We start from the raw sequence: 18137 nt of genomic DNA, 5'->3' as shown, positions 1-18137 counted from the left end.
GACAAAATGAAACAAGGCGACCTCGGGGTCGCCTTGTTCTTTTATTGCCTCTTAAAGTCAGGGGCGGGGCGCGCAAGATTGTCTGATCACCAGGTCCGGGTCGACGGTGATCAGGTGGTTCTCCACCGCTTCGCCGTTGATGCGGGCCAGCAGCCGGGTGACGGCGAGGCGGCCCAGTTCCTCTTTGGGCTGGTTGATGGTAGTGAGTGGCGGCGACATAAATTCAGCCAGCGCCACATTGTCGTAGCCGACGATGGATATATCCCGCGGGATCACCAGCCCCGCCTGATGGGCGGCACTGATGGCACCCATCGCCATCATATCGTTGCAGACAAAGAGGGCGGTGGGGCGCTCGGGCAATGCCAGCAGACGGGTCATCGCCTGATGGCCGCTGGCGCAGTCAAAATCACCCTCCTGGATCCACTCTTGATTGATCGTGAGACCCGCCTTCTGCAACGCCTGTTCAAAGCCAGCTTGGCGCTGGTTGGCGGGGGCGCGGCTATGGGGGCCTGTGATGCAGCCGATGGCGGTATGGCCCAGCTCAATCAGATGGCGGGTTGCGAGGTAACCGCCGTGGAAGGAGTTGTCGGCGATCAGATCCACATCCTCGCTAACCAGCCCCCAGTCCATCACCACCACCGGCAGGCTCTTGAGCCAGTCGAGCTGATTGAACACCTCTTGTTGGCCCTCGCTACACATGATCAGCAGGCCATCGACCCGCTTGCGCAGCATCATCTTGAGGTAGGAGAGGGCCGTCTCGGCTTGCCCCTCGGTGTTGCCCAGCATCAGGTTGTAGCCCTGCTCGAAGCAGTAACGTTCCACCCCGCGCACCACTTCGGCAAAGAAGGGGTTGCTGGAGGTGGTGACCAGCATGCCGATACTGTTGGTCTCCTTCACCTTGAGGCTGCGGGCAACCAGACTCGGGGCATAGTTGAGATCGCGCATGGCGGCGAAGACCCGTTCGCGGGTCTCCTCGGCCACGAAACGGGTCTCGTTGATGACATGGGATACTGTTGTGGTGGAGACCCCCGCCAGCGCCGCCACCTCCTTGATATTGGCCATCAGTGCCCCTGCGCAGTCTGCTCAAGCAGGAAGGTGTCGACCTGCTGCTTGCTCGGGATGGAGCTCTGGGCGCCGAACCGGGTGACGGAGAGCGCCGCCGCCCCGTGGGCAAAGCGCACCGCGCTGTGGAAATCGGTACCGGCCAGTTCCGCCGCCAACAGGGCGCCGTTGAAGGTATCGCCCGCTGCTGTGGTATCCACCGCCTTGACCCGAAAGCCCGGGATGAGTTGTTGCTGCTGTGCGTTGCTGCAATAGACCCCCTGTGACCCCAGGGTGATCATCACGTCCGCAATGCCCATCTGGTGGAAGCGGGCGGCCGCCTCGCGGGCACTCGCTTCATCGGTGACTTTCACGCCGGTCAACAGCTCGGCTTCGGTCTGGTTGGGGGTGATGAGATCCACCAGTGCCAGCAGTTCGCTTGAGAGCGGGCGGGCGGGGGCGGGGTTGAGCACCACCCGGGTGCCATGGGCGCGGGCCAGCCGTGCAGCCTCATGGACGCTCTCGAGCGGCACTTCCAGCTGCAACAGCAGGGTGTGGGCGTCGGCGATCATCGCTTCGTGGTTTTTCACCACAGCCGGAGTGATGGCCCCGTTGGCTTCGGCGGAGATACCGATACTGTTCTCCCCCTCATCGCTCACATAGATGATGGCGATACCGGTCGGGAGCTTGGGATCGAGCTCGACGGCGCTGACGTCGATGCCATCTTTGGCAAAGCCGGCTTTCATCTGGTGGCCGATGGCGTCATCACCGATGCGGGCGATAAAGGAGACGGCGGCACCGAGGCGGGCGGCAGCGACTGCCTGATTGGCCCCCTTGCCACCGGGCACTACCTGATAGCTGTGGCCGGTCAGGGTTTCACCCGGGCGAGGAAAGTGGGGAACGCGCAGCACATGGTCTGCATTGACACTGCCCAGAACGACGAGACGATTCATGTTGACTACTCCTGATGCATCTTGGCTTGAACACGATGACTGAGTGAGTTCAAGCCGGGAGGCACCTGAACGAGAGGGAAAAGGGGAGGCGAACCTCCCCTCGAGAACTTACTTGCTGACCACTTGCAGCGGTACCGGAATGGATTTCTCGACCGGCTGACCTTTCAGCACCTTGTCGGCAGTCTCGACGCCGATGGCACCGATCAGCGCAGGCTGCTGGGCCACGGTGGCGGCCAGTTTACCCTTGGCAACGGCGGTTTTGCCATCGTCAGTGCCGTCGAAGCCGACGATCATCACCTCTTTACCGGCAGCCTGCACGGCGCGGATGGCACCCAGCGCCATCTCGTCGTTCTGGGCGAACACTGCCTGTACGGTCGGATGGGCGGCCAGCAGGTTTTCCATGACGTTCAGACCCTTGGTGCGGTCAAAGTCGGCAGGCTGGGAAGCCAGTACCTGCAGCTTGTTGGCCGCCACGGCCAGGGCAAAACCTTCGCCACGGTCGCGGGCGGCGGAGGTACCGGCAATCCCTTCAAGCTGGATCACCTTGGCACCGGTACCCAGTTTCTCGGTGATAAAGTCACCGGCCAGCTTGCCGCCCGCCACGTTGTCGGAGGCGATATGGGCCTTGACCTCACCCTGCGCAGCGCCGCGGTCCAGGGTCAGTACCGGAATGCTGGCGCGGTTGGCCAGACGGATAGCGTTGCCGACAGCTTCGGAGTCGGTGGGGTTGATCAGGATGGCGCCGACCTTGCGCACGGTGAGATCTTCCATGTTGGAGAGCTCTTTGGCCGGGTCATTCTGGGAATCCAGTACCACCAGCTCGTAGCCAAGCTCTTTGGCTTTGGCTTCGGCACCCTCTTTCATGGTGACGAAGAAGGGGTTATTAAGGGTGGAGACCACCATGGCCAGGGTTTGATCGGCGGCCTGGGCGGTGCCCAGCACGGACATGATGGCGGCAGCGAGCAGGGTATTGAGCTTTTTCATCATTTCATTCCTTGTGTGTGGCTTGTCTTATCAACGATTGCTTTTGTTATCGATCATCACGGCAAGCAAGATCACGCTGGCCTTGGCGATCATCTGGTAATAGGAGGATACGTCGAGCAGGTTGAGGGCGTTGTTCAGGAAGCCGATGATCAGCGCACCGATCAGGGTACCCATGATGCGGCCCTTGCCGCCCATCAGGCTGGTACCACCCAGCACCACCGCGGCGATGGCATCCAGCTCGTAACCCATGCCCGCCGTCGGCTGGGCAGAGGAGAGACGAGAGGTAACGATAAGCCCTGCCAGCGCCGAGAGCGCGCCGCACAGACCATACACCGCCAGCTTCACCCGATCCACATTGATACCGGAGAGGCGGGTGGCGGACTCGTTGCCGCCCAGCGCGTAGATATAGCGACCGAGGCGGGTATGGTTGAGCATGAACCAGGCGAGCAGGAAGACGATGGCCATCAGCCAGATGGGTACCGGCAGACCGAACAGGTAACCGGTACCGAGCCAGGCGAAGTGATCGGCGCCGTCACTGAAACCGGTGGAGATGGGACGACCCTCGGTATAGACCATGGTGATGCCGCGCAGGGCGGTCATGGTGACCAGGGTGGCGATAAATGCCTGTACCTTGCCCTTGGCAATGATGAGGCCGCTGACGCCGCCCAGCAGGGCACCGGCACCCAGAGTGAGGGGCACCACCAGCCAGATCGGTAGCTCCATGGCGACCATAGTCGCCGCCAGCGCACCGCACAGGGCCAGTACCGAGCCGACCGACAGATCGATACCGGCGGTAAGGATAACCAGCGTCATACCGACCGCCATGATGGCGTTGACCGAGGTCTGGCGCAGGATGTTGAGCAGGTTGTCGGCGGTGAAGAAGTTGGGGCTCAGAAAGGAGACCACACCGATCAGGACCAGCAGCGCGACCAGGGATTTGTTCTCGATCCACCACGCCTTGCTCATGACGCCACGGCGGGAAAGGGTTTGGGTTGTCATTGGGATGCCTCTTGCTCTGCTTGCCACTGTTTACCGACTGCCGCCGCCATCAGCTTCTCCTGATTGGCATCGCGGGTGTTGAACTCTGCGCTGATGCACCCTTCGTGCATCACCATGATGCGATCGCTCATGCCGAGCACTTCCGGCATCTCGGAGGAGACCAGAATGATGCTCATCCCCTCCTTCTTGAACTGGTTGATTAGCTGATAAATTTCCTTTTTCGCTCCCACGTCGACGCCGCGGGTCGGCTCGTCGAGGATCAGTACCTTGGGCCGGGTCAGCAGCCCCTTGGCGATGGCCACCTTCTGCTGGTTGCCGCCAGAGAGCAGCTTTATCAGCTGATCCTGACTCGGGGTCTTGATGTTGAACAGACGCACATAGTCGCTCACCGCCTGCCGCTCGGCCTTGCCGTTGATCTTGCCGTTGCTGATGAACTCGTCGAGGGCGCACAGACTCATGTTTTCGCGCACCGACAGCTCCAGCACCAGCCCATCCCCCTTGCGATCTTCAGAGATATAGGCGATGCCTGCGGCCAGCCCATCGGCCGGGCTTTTGGGCACCAGAGCATGACCGTCCACTGCCACTTCACCGGCGCTGATGGGGCTGGCACCGTAGATCAGCTTCATCAGCTCGGTACGACCAGAGCCCATCAGGCCGCTAAAGCCCAGAATTTCCCCCTGACGCAGGGAGAAACTCACACCGCGCACGCCGGGACCGGCCAGATCTTTCACCTGCAGGCTGACGGGGCCAAGCTCGCGCTCAAGACGCGGATACTGCTCTTCCAGCCGGCGACCCACCATCATCTCGATGATCTTGTCTTCATCCAGATCGCTCACTGCCTTCTCGCCAATCCACTTGCCATCGCGCAGCACAGTGACCCGATCGCAGATCTCGAAGATCTCCTTGAGGCGGTGGGAGATATAGACGATGCCGCAACCCTGCTCACGCAGCTCGCGGATAACCTTGAACAGCTGCTCGGTCTCGGTGTCGGTCAACGCATCGGTCGGTTCATCCATGATGATGACGCTGGCATCGAACGACAGCGCCTTGGCGATCTCCACCATCTGCTGTTCGCCGATGGAGAGATCTCCGAGTCGGGTATCCGGCCCGTGTTTGACGCCAAGTCGCGCCAACAGGCCGCTCGCCCGCTCGCGCAGCTGTTTGTGGTCGATGCTGCCAAAACGGGTGCGCGGTTCGCGACCGAGGAAGATGTTGGCGGCAATCGACAACTCCGGCAGCAGGTTCAGCTCCTGATGGATGATGCTGATCCCCTGATCCTGAGAGTCGCGGGGGCCCTTGAAGTGGACCGACTGACTGCGGTAGCTGACGCTGCCCGCATCGGCCTGATAGATACCGGTCAGCACCTTCATCAGGGTGGATTTGCCGGCGCCATTTTCACCGAGCAGGGCCATCACCTGGCCCGGATAGACCCGCAGACCCGCTTCATCGAGGGCGCGCACACCGGGGAAGGTCTTGACGATCCCGGTCAGCTCCAGAATGGGTGAGAGGGGGGAGGTTGTGCTCATTTGCAGCTTCCTTGAAGAGGCCTTCTTTGAAGAATGTCAGAACGCCACGCCGGCGCAGAGGATCAGGTTGGCGTAGGGAGTCACCTCGCCGCTGCGCACGATTGCCTTGCTCTGGCGGGAGCGGGTTTTGAACTCCTCGTGCAGGCAGTACTCGATGGAGATGGGTTTGCCCTGGGCGGCTGCGTGGGCCTCAAGCTGATCGACCAGCGCCTGATGGGCGGCGGGGCTGATCTGCTTGATCTCGGTCGCCATGATCGCTTTCTCCACCACCAGATCGGTGAGCAGGGCGGTCAGCACGGTTTCGAGGCTGGGGGTGCCCGCCATCAACGCCAGATCGATCCGCTCCGGCCCTGCCGGAATGGGCAGCCCCGCATCGCAGACGGTGATCTCGTCGGTGTGGCCCATCTGTGCCACCAGAGCACTCAGGGGAGCATTGAGCAGTACGCCTCGTTTCATACAGCACCTCATCAGGCCTTGGCCCGTCAATCTGTGAACCGCTAGGCAACCGGTTACGCAACCGGTTGCGTCATGACGCAAAGATAGGCTTTTTACTAAGGAAGGGCCACGGCAAAACCACGGAAATGTGAAAACGATCTCAAAGGCGGGAGAAGAAGTGCAGGGGAGGCGGCAGGAAGGGTGTCAGCAGAGCCCTGACACCCTTGTTATTCATCGAGCTATTGATTTTATGGTTAGTTGGCCAGTGCCTTGGCGACCGCCGGACGGCTCAGCATGCGCTGATAATGCTCGGCAACCTTGGGGAATTCACTGATCTCGACCCCATCGCTTTTCAGCCAGCCCGCGACCACGAACAGATAGATATCCGCCACGCTGAACTGCTCGCCCAGCACCCAGGGGCCTGCCAGATAGTGCTGCTCAATCTGGGCAAAGCCATCGCGCATATTGCTGGCGACTTTCCGCTGCATGGCGGCAATGGCCTGCTCGTCATCGGCCCAGCGGCTGCCACGGCGACCGTGGGCGTGGGAAACATGCACGGTGGAGGCGAGGAAGCTGTTGACCTCCTGCATGCGTGCCAGCAGGAACGGGTTGTCCAGCGGCGCCAGCTTGGCATCGGGGAAGCGCTGTGCCACATAAAGCAGCAGGGCCGGGGTCTCGGTCAGGGTGCCCTGCTCGGTGACAAGGGCAGGCACCCGCCCTTTGGGGTTGATGGCAAGATACGCAGGATCACGCTGCTCCCCTGCGGCGAGGTTGACGAGACGGGGTTGGAACGGGGCATTCGCTTCCAGCAGGGCAATCTGCACGGCCATGGCACAGGTGCCGGGAGCGAAATAGAGGGTCAGATCGGACATGAATACTCCTGATTGGCTCAGGCCACCCGCGATATCAGCGAAAAACGTGTTTTCCGTGATACCTCGAGCGGTCATGAAAAAAGAGAGGGGGCAACGCTTGCCCCCAACCAATCTACACCCCTCAGGGGTAATGAAAAAGTGCAGAATTAATCTAATCTCGCCGCCTTGTTGTTCTCCATACCCTAAAAACCTCGAACCAGATAATGCCGGATTTAATGGCGTCGCTCATTGTACAGTAGAGGAGGCTCAATGTTGCTTAATTAAATTAGGTGGTGGTCATGATATAGTATACATAATTTCCAGCAACTCCAGCTGCGACGCTCAATATAAACGAGCATAACATTGCCAAATAGTTTCTTTTTTCTTTTGAAATATGAGCTTTCATTTTTTCTTCAGCGCACTTAGTTAGAACAACAAAACTAGGTTTTTCTCTTTCTGCCAAAATAATACACCATACCCCCATAGCACCCCCAAACAATAGAAGAGTAAGTCTATAACCCCACCCTACTTTATTTATTCCATTATTAGGATCAACTGCTTGTAGTACTAAATTTAGTTTTTCTCCAAGTTTGTCAAGAGTATTTGCCTCTAATTCAACAGTGTTATGGTAGTTTTCAAATAACACTTCCATTTGTTGATTTTGAATTGTCTCATTCATGAGGTCGGGAAATATCATACCGCCAATTATGAAAGTAATGGACAAAAGTAAAAAAAATATCGAGAGCATTGAGTTTACTGGCTCTTCTTCAAGGATTGAATCTAACTCCTGTTTTATCAAGGTTTCAATATCATCACCCCAAGTTCTTTCCGTGTGATCTATACGATATGATATAGCTCCTACTCTATTTCGAGAGCTAATGGTTCTTCTTATAGGGTCTTCTGATTTCGATGCTATAGGAGCCTTAGCTGATATGTATATCGAAATTTCCTGTTTTTCAGGTAACTCTTTATTAGGGAAGTTTATCAGATATGTCCAAGTTATTCTTACTGACTGAGATACAATTCTTTTTGTTTCACTGAAGTGTTCAAATGATTCTATAGAGCCTAGCGTTCTTTTGAGATTGTTCTCATAGAACACGATAGCCTTAAAACTAGTGAGACTGGCATGGTTTTGTTGCTTTATTCTTTGGTCAATAAGACTATGCACATGAAGAAGCCAAGAATGGTCAATATTGAATGAACCATATAGCTCCCTCTCAATGGTTTGTGGCTGCCCCAATAAACTTGAAATAAATCCTCCAAGCTTTTCGTTGCTTACTGGTAGTGCTATATCATTACCATCTTGTTCATCTCTTATTATAATATTAAATGATGAATTGTTCATTTAAAGTCGCTCCCCGTATATTTAAATATAATTAAAATATAATATTCTAACAGTGCGATATAATTTTAGCATCAAAATTTCTCACTCCTATAGTTGAAATATAAAAGCATACTTCAGGAACGAAGGCTCGATTAGCGAAGCGTAATAGGACGGTAGCGGTTTCGATCATACGGCACAGTCATTCCTCATAAACTCACTTATTGTGCCTATATCTCGACAATGGGGCAACTATGAATCTGATCGGAATGACCAATATCTATCGCTGTCCCTTCAATTTTTCTCTGAAGCAGGCTGCTTGGGAGGATCTACAAGGGTGGCTGGCCAGTCTGGTTTAATAGAATGGCTGCCCATATACGATTACCGCTAATCGAGGTTCACCGTACCTCTCGGTGTTAAAGATTATTGCGTTGAAAGAAGGTACTGGTGGTTAAAAAGAGAAGGGGGCAAAAATTGCCCCCTTAATCCATTAATCCCGTCAGGGCGGATTAACCGCCGACTTAACCCGCCTTGGCCACCATGGCTTTCAGCTGCAGGAAGTACTGCTCGTAGAGGCGGGAGGCATCACCCACATCGGACTGGAACTCGCCTTTGCGTTTGATCTCGTCGCTCGGGAAGACCATGGGGTTGTTGCGAAACGCCGGGGTGAGCAGGGGAATGGCATCCTTGACCGGGGTGGGGTAGCCAATCGCCTCGGCCACCTTGGCAGCGACATCGGGGCGCATCAGGAAGTTGATCAGGGCGTGGGCCTCTTTCACATGCTTGGCATTGGCCGGGATGGCGAGGTTGTCCATCCAGAGCACGGCGCCTTCTTCGGGGTAGGTCATCTGTATGGAGGGATATTCGCGCTGGGCGCCGTAGGCCGAGCCGTTCCACAGCATGCCGATATTGACCTCACCGGCGATAAAGGGGTCGGCCGGGTTGTCGGAGTTGAACGCCTTGACGTTGGGCATCAGCTTTTTCAGGTATTCGAACGCTTCGGCAATTTGCGCCTTGTCCTGGGTGTTGGGGCTGTAGCCCAGCTGTACTAGCGCAATATGGAACACCTCGCGGGCATCGTCCATCAGCAGCAGGCTCTCTTTCCACTCTGGCGCCCAGAGCTGTTTCCAGCTGGTCACCGGTTGCTCGATGATGTCGGTGTTGGTGCCGATCCCGGTCGCGCCCCAGATATAAGGGATGGAGTAGCGGTTGTCCGGGTCGTACTCGTGGTTGAGCAGGGTGGGGTCGAGGTGCTTGAAGTTGGGCAGCTGGGCGCGATCCAGCGGCTGCAGCATTCCCTCTTTGGCCATTTTCGAGATGAAGTAGGTGCTGGGCACCACCACGTCATAGCCGTCGCCATGGGTTTTCAGCTTGGCGTAGAGGGTCTCGTTGGATTCGTAGGTGGAGTAGATCACCTTGATGCCGGTCTCTTGCTGGAACTGCTCCAGCAGGCCATCCGGCACATATTCCGACCAGTTGTAGAAGTAGACCACCTTGTCGTCGGCCGCGTGAACGCTCTGGCTCAGCAGCGGGGTGGTGAGGGTGAGGGCGGCTGCCAGCAGGGCGCCGGCCTTGTGTTGGATTGTCATCAACAACTCCTTGGGGTTATGGGGCCTTGCGGCCCACCGTGACAGAGTTCGCCAAAGATGGCGGGGACGAAACGGGCAGGGTCAACCCTGCCGTTTACGCAGTAACAGTTGCGCCAGCAGCACCATCCCGAGGGAGGCGACCAGCATCAGGGTGGCCAGGGCGTTGACTTCGGGGGAGACCCCCACCTTGACCATGGAGTAGATCTTGAGCGGCAGGATCTCGTAGGCCGGGCCGGTAACAAAGGAGCTCACCACCACGTCGTCCAGCGACAGGGTAAAGGAGAGCAGCCAGCCCGCCATCACCGCCGGCAGGGCCAGCGGCAGTATGATGCGGCGCAGGATGATCCACTCGCCAGCCCCCAGATCCCGCGCTGCTTCCAGCATCCGCACATCAAAACCGCACAGCCGCGAGTAGACGGTGATCACCACAAACGGCAGGCAGAAGGTGATGTGGGCGATCAGTAGCGACCAGAAGCCGAGCGCAATGCCGGTCACCACAAACAGGGTCAGGAGCGAAATGGCCATCACGATATCGGGGGACATCATCACCACGAACAGCATGCCGCTCACGTACTGCTTGCCGCGAAAGCGGTAGCGAAACAGCGCCACGGCGGTGAGGGTGCCGATCAGGGTGGCTGCGGTGGCGGTGAGGGCGGCGATGGTCAGGGAGTGCTGGGCCGCCTGCATCAGGCTGGCGCTGGCAAACAGCTTCTCATACCAGCCCAGGGTAAAGCCGCGCCAGTCGATACCATATTTCGACAGGTTGAAGGAGTTGGCGATCAGCACCCCGATGGGCACATAGAGATAGCCAAACACCAGCAGCAGGAACAGAGCTTTCAGTGCGCGCATCATGCCAGCTCCCCCTTCTTGCTGAGCAGCTTGCCCGCCCGCCAGTAGCAGTAGACCAAGAGCGCCATCAGCACCGTCAGCATCACGCTGATGGCGGCGCCAAAGGGCCAGTCACGGCTGTTGAGGAACTGGGTCTTGATCAGGTTGCCGATCAGCAGGTGCTTGGCGCCCCCCAGCAAGTCGGAGACATAGAACATCCCCATGGCGGGCAGGAACACCAGCAGACAACCGGCGATGATGCCGGGCAGGGTGAGGGGCAGAATGATCCGCACCAGCCGCTGCCAGCCGTTGGCGCCGAGATCTCGCGCCGCCTCCAGTAAACGGCCATCCAGCTTCTCGATGCTGGAGTAGAGCGGCAGCACCATAAAGGGGAGCAGCACATAGATTAGCCCGATGATGACGGCCACCTCGGTATACATCATCTGCAGCGGTCGCTCGATAAGCCCCAGACCCAGCAGCCAGCCATTGATCAGTCCCCGGGTGCCGAGCAGCACTTTAAGCGCATAGGTGCGGATCAGGGAGTTGGTCCAGAACGGCACCACCACCAGAAACAGCAGCAGCGGGCGGATACGCTCAGGCAGATGAGCCAGCAGCCAGGCAAAGGGGTAACCCACCAGCAGGCAGATGCTTGTAGCGAGCAACGCCAGCCAGAGGGAGTGGAGCAGCACTTCGAAATAGAGGGGGTCCAGCAGGCGGCCATAGTTGCTCAGGGTAAAGAGCGGCGCGATAAGCTCGGACTCGTCACGGGTCAGGAAGCTGACGCCGATGATCATCAGGTTGGGCAAAAAGACAAACAGCGTCAGCCAGCCGAGGATCAGCGCGATGGCCGTGTTGCGAAAGCCGTTGTGGGCAAAGCTGTGCGGTACCCGCAGATTAGTGAGGCTCATAGGGCAGCACCACCTCCCAGCTGTCGACCCAGTGGATCGCCACCTCCTGACCCAGGCGATAGTCAAAGTCGGGGTCATCCTCGTCGAAGAACTCGGAGATAAGCAGCTGTTTGCCACTTTCGAGCTCGATCACCGAATCCAGCGTCGCCCCCTTGTAGTTGCGCTCGTGGATATTGCCCCGCAGCGCGCCACTTTGATCGTCATCCTGATCGAGAATGCGCAGATCTTCTGGGCGCAGCAGCACCAGCACCTTGTCGTCTGGCTGGAATGGCAAGGTGGTATGGAGCAGGCATTCGCGCCCCTCTACCTCGGCCTGCCAGATACCGGGCTCGCGCTGGCTGATCAGCTTGCCATCCATCACGTTGATCTCGCCAATAAAGCGGGCCACGAACAGGTTGGCTGGCGACTCGTAGATATCGCGTGGGGTGCCACGCTGGATGATCTTGCCGCCCTCCATCACCAGGATGCGATCAGACATGGTGAGCGCCTCTTCCTGATCATGGGTAACGAAGACAAAGGTGATGCCAAGGCGACGCTGTAGCGCCTTGAGCTCGCTCTGCATCTGCTTGCGCAGCTTGTAGTCGAGTGCCGAGAGGGATTCGTCGAGTAGCAGCAGGCGGGGCTTGTTGACCACGGCGCGGGCGATGGCGACCCGTTGCTGCTGACCGCCAGAGAGCTGATCCGGGCGGCGGTTGGCCAGCTCGGTGAGCTGCACCATGGCGAGGGTCTCCTCGACCCGCTGGCGGATCTCGCTGGCAGGCACTTTCTGCATCTCGAGGCCAAAGGCGACGTTTTCAAACACCGTCATATGGGGGAAGAGCGCATAGCTCTGGAACACGGTGTTGATGTGCCTGTGTTCGGCGGGGATATGGGTGATCTCGTCACCGGCCAGATGGATGGTGCCACCATCGACCGATTCGAGCCCGGCCAGCAGGCGCAGCAGGGTGGTCTTGCCACAGCCGGAAGGGCCCAGCAGGGTAAGAAATTCACCGTCATAGATTTCAAGGTCAAGGTCACTCAGGATCACCTTGCCATCGTATTTTTTGCTGATCTTGTTCAGCGCGACAATTACCTGTGGATTGTTCATCATCCGCCAGTCTCACCCCAGCCAGTGGCCATCGTGTTGAAAGAGGGCCGCATTCTATGCAGCCGACACATGAAATTAAAGGCTTTTTGGCCCGAATTAGCCGCAAGTGCGCAGGAAAAACGGCTACGAATAGCAGACCAAATCGCTATAATGTGCCACCTGATTTGGTCGTTTTCGATATTGGATAGTCAATTGAGTAATAAAATGCGTATTGGCGGCTCCCTTGAGCAGTCTCTGAACCAGGGCTACCGCCTTGATCTGAAAGGGGTCATCCAAGAGGGATGGCAACAGACCCGCCGTACCGGATTTGGCCTGCTGCTGGCGATTGTCGGGGTGACGGCGATCTGGATCCTGCTTAGCAATGTGCTGCTGTTGCCCTATCTGGGGGATGACAGCCAGATGAATGTGGCCATGGTGCTGAGCCTGCTGATGACGGTGGTGATGGCCCCCATGACCAGCTCCCTCGATATGCTGGGGTTGCAGCAGTCGGTCGGGGTGCGCGCCCGCGCCAACCAGGTGTTCGACTTCTTCCGCCACTTTGTACGCCTCGGCATGTTGAGCCTGCTTGGTAGTCTGCTCACCAGCCTGTTTGGCCCGCTATTCGATCTGCTCGGCTTGCCCGCCGTGCTCTCTTTCATCCCCTCGGCGCTGATCGGCATGGGGCTGCTCTTTACCGTACCTCTGGTGCTGGAGCGTGGCCTGACGCCGCCCCAGGCCATTCTGGTCTCTCTCAAACTCTTTGCGCGCGGCTGGCCCAGCATTGTGCTGTTCCACGGCGTGATGACCGCGCTCTTCTTCCTGGCTCTGATCCCCATGGGGTTGGGGCTTATCTGGGTGGCACCGCTCTATTTCAACTGCAAGGGGATCCTCTATCGGGATCTCTGCGGGGTGGGGGTAGAGGTTAACGAGGTGACAGAAGGCCCCAACCATTTCAATGCATGATGCAAAAGGACGTTGAATGACCCGTCGATATGGAGTGACCAAGGCTGTGCGCCAGAGTCTGCTGGCCACGCTCTTGCTGCCAGGGCTGGCGCTGGCTGAGCCGGTGCTGGATCTGCAATACAGCACCTTTTACAGCCAGATGAAGACCTTTGCCAAAGGGGAGTTTGGTCACGCCAGACTGGGGTTTTATCTGACCGATCCACAAAATGGTCAGCGCTGCGGCCTCACCTTTGCCCGGGTTGCAACCGACAGCAAGGAAGTGGCGGGCGAGGTAACGGTCGATAGCGAACTGCGCCTGCCTTTTGATGAGGATCTCAATCTCGAGAAGGGGATCGTGACCGTCGGCCTGAAAGAAGAGCACGCCACTTGCGATATGACGGTACAGGTGATGGCAGATGCGCCGAAAGGGCCCGAGCTGCCGCTGGCCGAGCTGGCGGCCCGTCAGCAGCAGATGCAGTCGCTGCTCGACAAGATGGCGGGCATGGTCGGCAAGCACTTCCTGCCGAAGATGGAAGGGGTGCGCATTACCTTGGTGCAGCAGAGCGGAACAGCTTATCTGATTGATGGTGCCCGTCAGGAAGCACTGCCCTGGCAGGAAGGCCACCTGCTGCTGAGCAATGAGCAACTGGCCGCGTTCGCCGCCGGGCAACTGCGCCTGCAGGCTGACGTGCTGCGACTGACCCCCTGGTTGCACAAGGGCTGATGCCGATGGTGTTGTCACGTTGGTAACAGGCAGATAAAGAAAGCAAAAAAGGAGCGATCATCGCTCCTTTTTTATTGCGTGGCGTTTGCCCTGTGACGGCGGCTTAGCGCACTTCAATCACATCCAGCATGTCCATCTCGTCGATGTCCAGCAGCGGCGCCTTTGGCATCTCGGGCGGATCAAACGCCTTGTCACCGCCATCTATGATGCCGGAGTCGCGGTTGATGCTCTTGAAGTCAAACAGCTTGTGGTCGAGCAGGTGGCTCGGGATCACGTCCTGAATGGCGGTGAACATGGTCTCGATACGACCGGGGAAGCGGCGATCCCAATCCTGCATCATCTGTTTGATGGCTTGACGCTGCAGGTTCTCCTGCGAGCCGCACAGGTTGCACGGAATGATGGGGAAGGCTTTGACGTCTGCGTAGCGGATCAGATCCTTCTCTTTGCAGTAGGCCAGCGGGCGGATCACCACGTTCTTGCCATCGTCGCTCACCAGCTTGGGCGGCATGGACTTGAGCTTGCCACCGTAGAACATGTTGAGGAACAGGGTCTCGAGGATGTCGTCGCGGTGGTGGCCAAGGGCAATCTTGGTGCAACCCAGCTCTTGGGCGGTGCGGTAGAGAATACCGCGGCGCAGCCGTGAGCAGAGGGAGCAGGTGGTTTTGCCTTCCGGTACCTTCTCCTTGACGATGGAGTAGGTATCTTCCTCGACGATCTTGTACTCGATGCCGAGGGAATCCAGATACTCGGGCAGCACATGCTCGGGGAAGCCGGGCTGCTTCTGATCCAGGTTGACGGCAACCAGATCAAAATGGATGGGGGCGCTGGCTTTGAGGCTCATCAGTATGTCGAGCATACCGAAGCTGTCCTTGCCGCCGGAGAGGCAGACCATGACCTTGTCGCCCTCTTCAATCATGTTGAAGTCGGCAATGGCCTGACCCACGTTGCGCCGCAGGCGCTTCTGCAGTTTGTTAAAACTGTATTTTTCTTTGGCGTTCAGCTCTTCTAGCATGCTCGTAAAACCCGGGACACAAATAAGCGCGTTATTATAGCCATGTCCCGGGGGAGGGCAAGGTGCCAGGCACCTTATGATTGATTGCGACGACTGTCGACCGGGCAGCTGTAGTCCGCCGGTTTGAGGATCAGAATGTCGCAGGAGAGGCGGTCAATCACATGTTCGGCAGTATTGCCGAGCAAAGCTGCAGAAAGCCCGGTACGCCCGACGCAACCCATGATCATCAAGGTCGCCTTGAGCTCTTCAGCCATATCTGGCAACACCTCTTCCGGTAGCCCCTCTGCTACCCGGGTCCAGAGATGACCGATCCCGAACTTGTCGGCATGGCTCAGCAGCAGGCTTTCGTGGTGTTTGCGGATCGCTTCGTTGTAGGCGTTGGGGTCAAACTCCGGCAGCTCGATGGCCACGTTGACCGGGGTGCCCGGGTAGGTGTTGACCAGATAGAGGTTGGAGCCCAGCAGCTCGGCGATGTCGCTTCCCTCCTGGATGATCCGTTCGTTGAGCAGTTTCTGATCCGGATCGTCGCTTGAGCAGTTGATGGCGGCGATGATGTTGCCGCCCCGTTGCCAGTGGCCCTCCTTGACCAGCAGCACTGGACAGGGGCATTTGCGCAGCAGGTGCCAGTCGGTGGGGGTAAAGATGAAGGTTTGCAGGAAGCTGTGATGGTGAGTGGCTTTGACCACCAGATCGTGGCGATGCTCCAGCACTTCCTGAATGACACACTCGAAGGGGCGATTGTGCCAGACTACTTTCACTTCGCATTCGATCCCCTGTGCCCGATAGGGGGTCAGGATTTCGTCCAGCCACTCACGTCGCTGTGAAATGACGCCATCACGCATCTCTTGCCGCTCGTCCACCGAGAGCATGGCGGTCATTTCATACGAGAAGTCATAGATGGTGAGCAGCAGGGTCAGATGGGCGTTTTCGTCCAGCTCGGCGACTTTGACTGCCCGTTCGAGGGCGATTTGGCGCTCCTCTTCTGGATTGATAACCACCAGAATATTCTGATATTTGACCATCTTCTCCTCCTTGGAAAAGTCCAATGACAGCAGAATGTTAGCCATTACAGCTTAGCGCAGGAGGAGGGTATGGGGAACGTACCGGATCACATTCCAGAGGAAAGGATCCGGCAGGGAAAGCAGGAAAAAAGTGAGAGGGTAAGCGGAAAAATTAGCCGCAGGGCGGGCGAGTGGCACCGGCCATCATGCCAAGGGCGACTTGATCCAGCACGGTAATGTATTTGCCTTTGACGCTGATGAGACCGGACTTCTGGAAGCGGCCGAGCAGACGACTGATGGTCTCGACGGTCAGTCCCAGATAGTTGCCAATGTCACCACGGGTCATGGAGAGACGGAACTCCTTGGCGGAGAAACCGCGCTCGGAGAAGCGTACCGACAGATTGTGCAGGAAGGCGGCGAGGCGCTCTTCGGCATTCTTCTTGGAGAGCAGCAGGATCATCTCCTGATCGCCCATGATTTCGCTGCTCATCAGACGCATGATCTGCTGGCGCAGTTTGGGCATCTTGCCGGAGAGATCATCCAGCACTTCAAACGGGATCTCGCACACCATGGCCGTCTCCAGCGCCTGAGCGAAGGAGGGGTGGGCCTGCTTGTTGATGGCATCAAAACCGACCAGATCGCCAGCGAGGTGGAACGCAGTGATCTGCTCATCCCCTTGCTCGGTGATGGTGTAAGACTTGATGGTCCCGGAACGGATGGCATAGAGCGATTTGAACTCATCGCCAGCCTTGAACAGCTCTTCACCCTTCTGGATCGGCTTCTTGCGCTCGATGATGCTGTCCAGCTGATCAAGCTCGTTGTCGTTCAGAGTGAAGGGAATACAGAGCTGACTGATGCTGCAATCCTGGCAATGAATTGCACAGCCACCGCTCTGGATACGTCTGCCAGGTTTCTTTTCCGGGATCATAGGCTCATACGAATAATTGATTTATATCAAACAAGTTTACCATCAACTCATCCGTTTTGGATAGGGTTTCAAAAGGAAGCAATGCCAATCCAGAAGGTATGCACCCCGAACAAAATGAGCAGCAGGGCCCCGCCAAGGCGCAAACTGCGCAGGGTGAGCCAGTATCTCAGGCGATCAGCGAGTCCCCCCAACGCAAACAGGGTGGGCAGGGTGCCGAGACCAAAAAAGAGCATGGTCAGCGCCCCGCCACTGGCCGAACCCGCCGCCGCGCTCCAGGTCAGCATGGAGTAGACCAGCCCGCAGGGCAGCCAACCCCACACCATGCCAAAGGGCAGTGCCTGCACAGGTGAGGTGAAGGGGATAAATTTGCCCGCCAGCGGTTTGATACGGGGCCAAAGTCTGGCGCCGAGCCGCTCCAGCAGCAAGATCCCTTGCCACCAGCCCGCCAGATAGAGACCAAGCGCAATCATCAATAGCGCTGCCACGAGGCGTAATCCGGCGATGGCGTGCTTGCCAGCCCCCAGCTCGCTGGTGGTGGCGAGCAGGCCGCCTACCAGTGCACCTGCAATGACATAGCTCAGGATCCGGCCGAGGTTGTAGTTGAGCAGATAGGCAAGCCGCCCCCAGAAGTGCTGCTTGTTGGTGGGGATCGCCATGGAGAGCGCGGCAGAGACACCCCCGCACATGCCGATACAGTGGGCGGAGCCTGCCAGTCCAACCAGCAGGGCGCCGGCCAGATCAAGGTTGTGGGTCATGGTCAGCAGGCTTTGCGGGTTTGTGGGCAGGTTGCTCTTCGTCAAACAGGATGTTGGAACCCTGCCGGTCGAGATCTTCAAACTGTTCGGAGCGAATGGCCCAGAAGAAGACGACCCCGGCGATGATCACAAACAGGATGGCGATGGGGATCAGGACAAAAATTATATTCATGAGAGGTACCTTGGCGTTCATCCTTGGCAAGCGTCCCCTATGGTAACCCTGTTCGGGCAGGGGGCCAGCCGCTATCAATTAGAAATGTGGCCTGCATCGGAG

19 protein-coding genes are annotated in these 18137 nt (G+C 57.8%); 2 read left to right on the top strand and 17 right to left on the bottom strand.

The genetic code is table 11. The annotated features are described in order from the left end of the window. Nucleotides 1–57: 57 nt before the first annotated feature. The 12 genes from VF684_RS07230 to potA all read right to left on the bottom strand — a co-directional run bounded on the left by VF684_RS07230 (nt 58) and on the right by potA (nt 12525). Nucleotides 58–1062 carry a substrate-binding domain-containing protein gene (locus VF684_RS07230; protein WP_376898349.1) on the bottom strand — a complete coding sequence of 335 codons (1005 nt, stop codon included), beginning with the start codon at nt 1060–1062 and terminating at the stop codon, nt 58–60. Further along, entirely contained in the window at nt 1062–1994 is a 933-nt protein-coding gene (gene rbsK, locus VF684_RS07225) for a ribokinase (protein ID WP_376898347.1), read from the bottom strand. Before rbsK ends, VF684_RS07230 begins: the two co-directional genes overlap by 1 nt. 108 nt (nt 1995–2102) lie before the next feature. Further along, a complete protein-coding gene (gene rbsB / locus VF684_RS07220; protein ID WP_440174084.1) occupies nt 2103–2978 on the bottom strand; it encodes a ribose ABC transporter substrate-binding protein RbsB in 876 nt (291 codons plus the stop codon). Nucleotides 2979–3008: 30 nt separating this feature from the next. Beyond that, on the bottom strand, nt 3009–3977 hold the full coding sequence (gene rbsC, locus VF684_RS07215; RefSeq protein WP_005336670.1) for a ribose ABC transporter permease: 969 nt from the start codon (nt 3975–3977) through the stop codon (nt 3009–3011). Further along, entirely contained in the window at nt 3974–5503 is a 1530-nt protein-coding gene (gene rbsA / locus VF684_RS07210; protein WP_376898345.1) for a ribose ABC transporter ATP-binding protein RbsA, read from the bottom strand. The genes rbsC and rbsA overlap by 4 nt, the downstream gene beginning before the upstream one ends. A 36-nt stretch (nt 5504–5539) precedes the next feature. Next, nucleotides 5540–5959 carry a D-ribose pyranase gene (gene rbsD / locus VF684_RS07205; protein ID WP_376898343.1) on the bottom strand — a complete coding sequence of 140 codons (420 nt, stop codon included), beginning with the start codon at nt 5957–5959 and terminating at the stop codon, nt 5540–5542. Nucleotides 5960–6192: 233 nt separating this feature from the next. Continuing rightward, entirely contained in the window at nt 6193–6810 is a 618-nt protein-coding gene (locus VF684_RS07200) for a glutathione S-transferase family protein (protein WP_376898341.1), read from the bottom strand. Between the two features lie 265 nt (nt 6811–7075). Beyond that, complete coding sequence (locus VF684_RS07195) at nt 7076–8134, bottom strand: hypothetical protein (RefSeq protein WP_320544961.1); 1059 nt, start codon at nt 8132–8134, stop codon at nt 7076–7078. A gap of 497 nt (nt 8135–8631) precedes the next feature. Beyond that, a complete protein-coding gene (locus tag VF684_RS07190) occupies nt 8632–9699 on the bottom strand; it encodes an extracellular solute-binding protein (RefSeq protein ID WP_376898335.1) in 1068 nt (355 codons plus the stop codon). A gap of 81 nt (nt 9700–9780) precedes the next feature. Continuing rightward, nucleotides 9781–10551, bottom strand: a complete 771-nt coding sequence (gene potC, locus VF684_RS07185) for a spermidine/putrescine ABC transporter permease PotC (RefSeq protein WP_005336644.1) — start codon at nt 10549–10551, stop codon at nt 9781–9783. Further along, nucleotides 10548–11435 (bottom strand): spermidine/putrescine ABC transporter permease PotB, encoded by an 888-nt coding sequence (gene potB / locus VF684_RS07180; RefSeq protein ID WP_139441332.1) that lies wholly within the window; start codon nt 11433–11435, stop codon nt 10548–10550. The genes potC and potB overlap by 4 nt, the downstream gene beginning before the upstream one ends. Beyond that, nucleotides 11422–12525, bottom strand: coding sequence for a spermidine/putrescine ABC transporter ATP-binding protein PotA (gene potA / locus VF684_RS07175; RefSeq protein WP_376898332.1), 1104 nt, complete (start codon nt 12523–12525; stop codon nt 11422–11424). The genes potB and potA overlap by 14 nt, the downstream gene beginning before the upstream one ends. A gap of 201 nt (nt 12526–12726) precedes the next feature. Between potA and VF684_RS07170 the strand changes: the two genes are divergently transcribed. Next, nucleotides 12727–13464 carry a hypothetical protein gene (locus VF684_RS07170; protein ID WP_005351939.1) on the top strand — a complete coding sequence of 246 codons (738 nt, stop codon included), beginning with the start codon at nt 12727–12729 and terminating at the stop codon, nt 13462–13464. Nucleotides 13465–13480: 16 nt separating this feature from the next. Then, the gene (locus VF684_RS07165) at nt 13481–14167 is read left to right on the top strand and encodes a DUF2987 domain-containing protein (protein WP_376898330.1); all 687 of its coding nucleotides are present in this window, start codon (nt 13481–13483) and stop codon (nt 14165–14167) included. A 103-nt stretch (nt 14168–14270) separates the two neighbouring features. On the opposite strand, the gene ttcA is transcribed toward VF684_RS07165, so the two are convergent. The 5 genes from ttcA to ccoS form a co-directional block, all read right to left on the bottom strand. Further along, the gene (ttcA, locus tag VF684_RS07160) at nt 14271–15179 is read right to left on the bottom strand and encodes a tRNA 2-thiocytidine(32) synthetase TtcA (RefSeq protein WP_005336634.1); all 909 of its coding nucleotides are present in this window, start codon (nt 15177–15179) and stop codon (nt 14271–14273) included. A gap of 74 nt (nt 15180–15253) precedes the next feature. Then, nucleotides 15254–16201, bottom strand: a complete 948-nt coding sequence (uspE, locus tag VF684_RS07155; protein ID WP_376898328.1) for a universal stress protein UspE — start codon at nt 16199–16201, stop codon at nt 15254–15256. Nucleotides 16202–16352: 151 nt separating this feature from the next. Further along, nucleotides 16353–17108, bottom strand: a complete 756-nt coding sequence (locus VF684_RS07150) for an FNR family transcription factor (RefSeq protein ID WP_005351934.1) — start codon at nt 17106–17108, stop codon at nt 16353–16355. Between the two features lie 68 nt (nt 17109–17176). Further along, nucleotides 17177–17863 carry a sulfite exporter TauE/SafE family protein gene (locus tag VF684_RS07145; RefSeq protein WP_236292766.1) on the bottom strand — a complete coding sequence of 229 codons (687 nt, stop codon included), beginning with the start codon at nt 17861–17863 and terminating at the stop codon, nt 17177–17179. Then, nucleotides 17847–18035, bottom strand: coding sequence for a cbb3-type cytochrome oxidase assembly protein CcoS (gene ccoS, locus VF684_RS07140; RefSeq protein ID WP_081990675.1), 189 nt, complete (start codon nt 18033–18035; stop codon nt 17847–17849). Before ccoS ends, VF684_RS07145 begins: the two co-directional genes overlap by 17 nt. Between the last annotated feature and the right edge of the window lie 102 nt (nt 18036–18137).

The organism is Aeromonas sp. Lyrl_2 (assembly GCF_051948815.1).
GTDB classification, from domain to species: domain Bacteria; phylum Pseudomonadota; class Gammaproteobacteria; order Enterobacterales; family Aeromonadaceae; genus Aeromonas; species Aeromonas veronii.
Note: the sequence above shows the minus strand (reverse complement) of the source record. Positions and strands in the feature narration are given on the sequence as shown.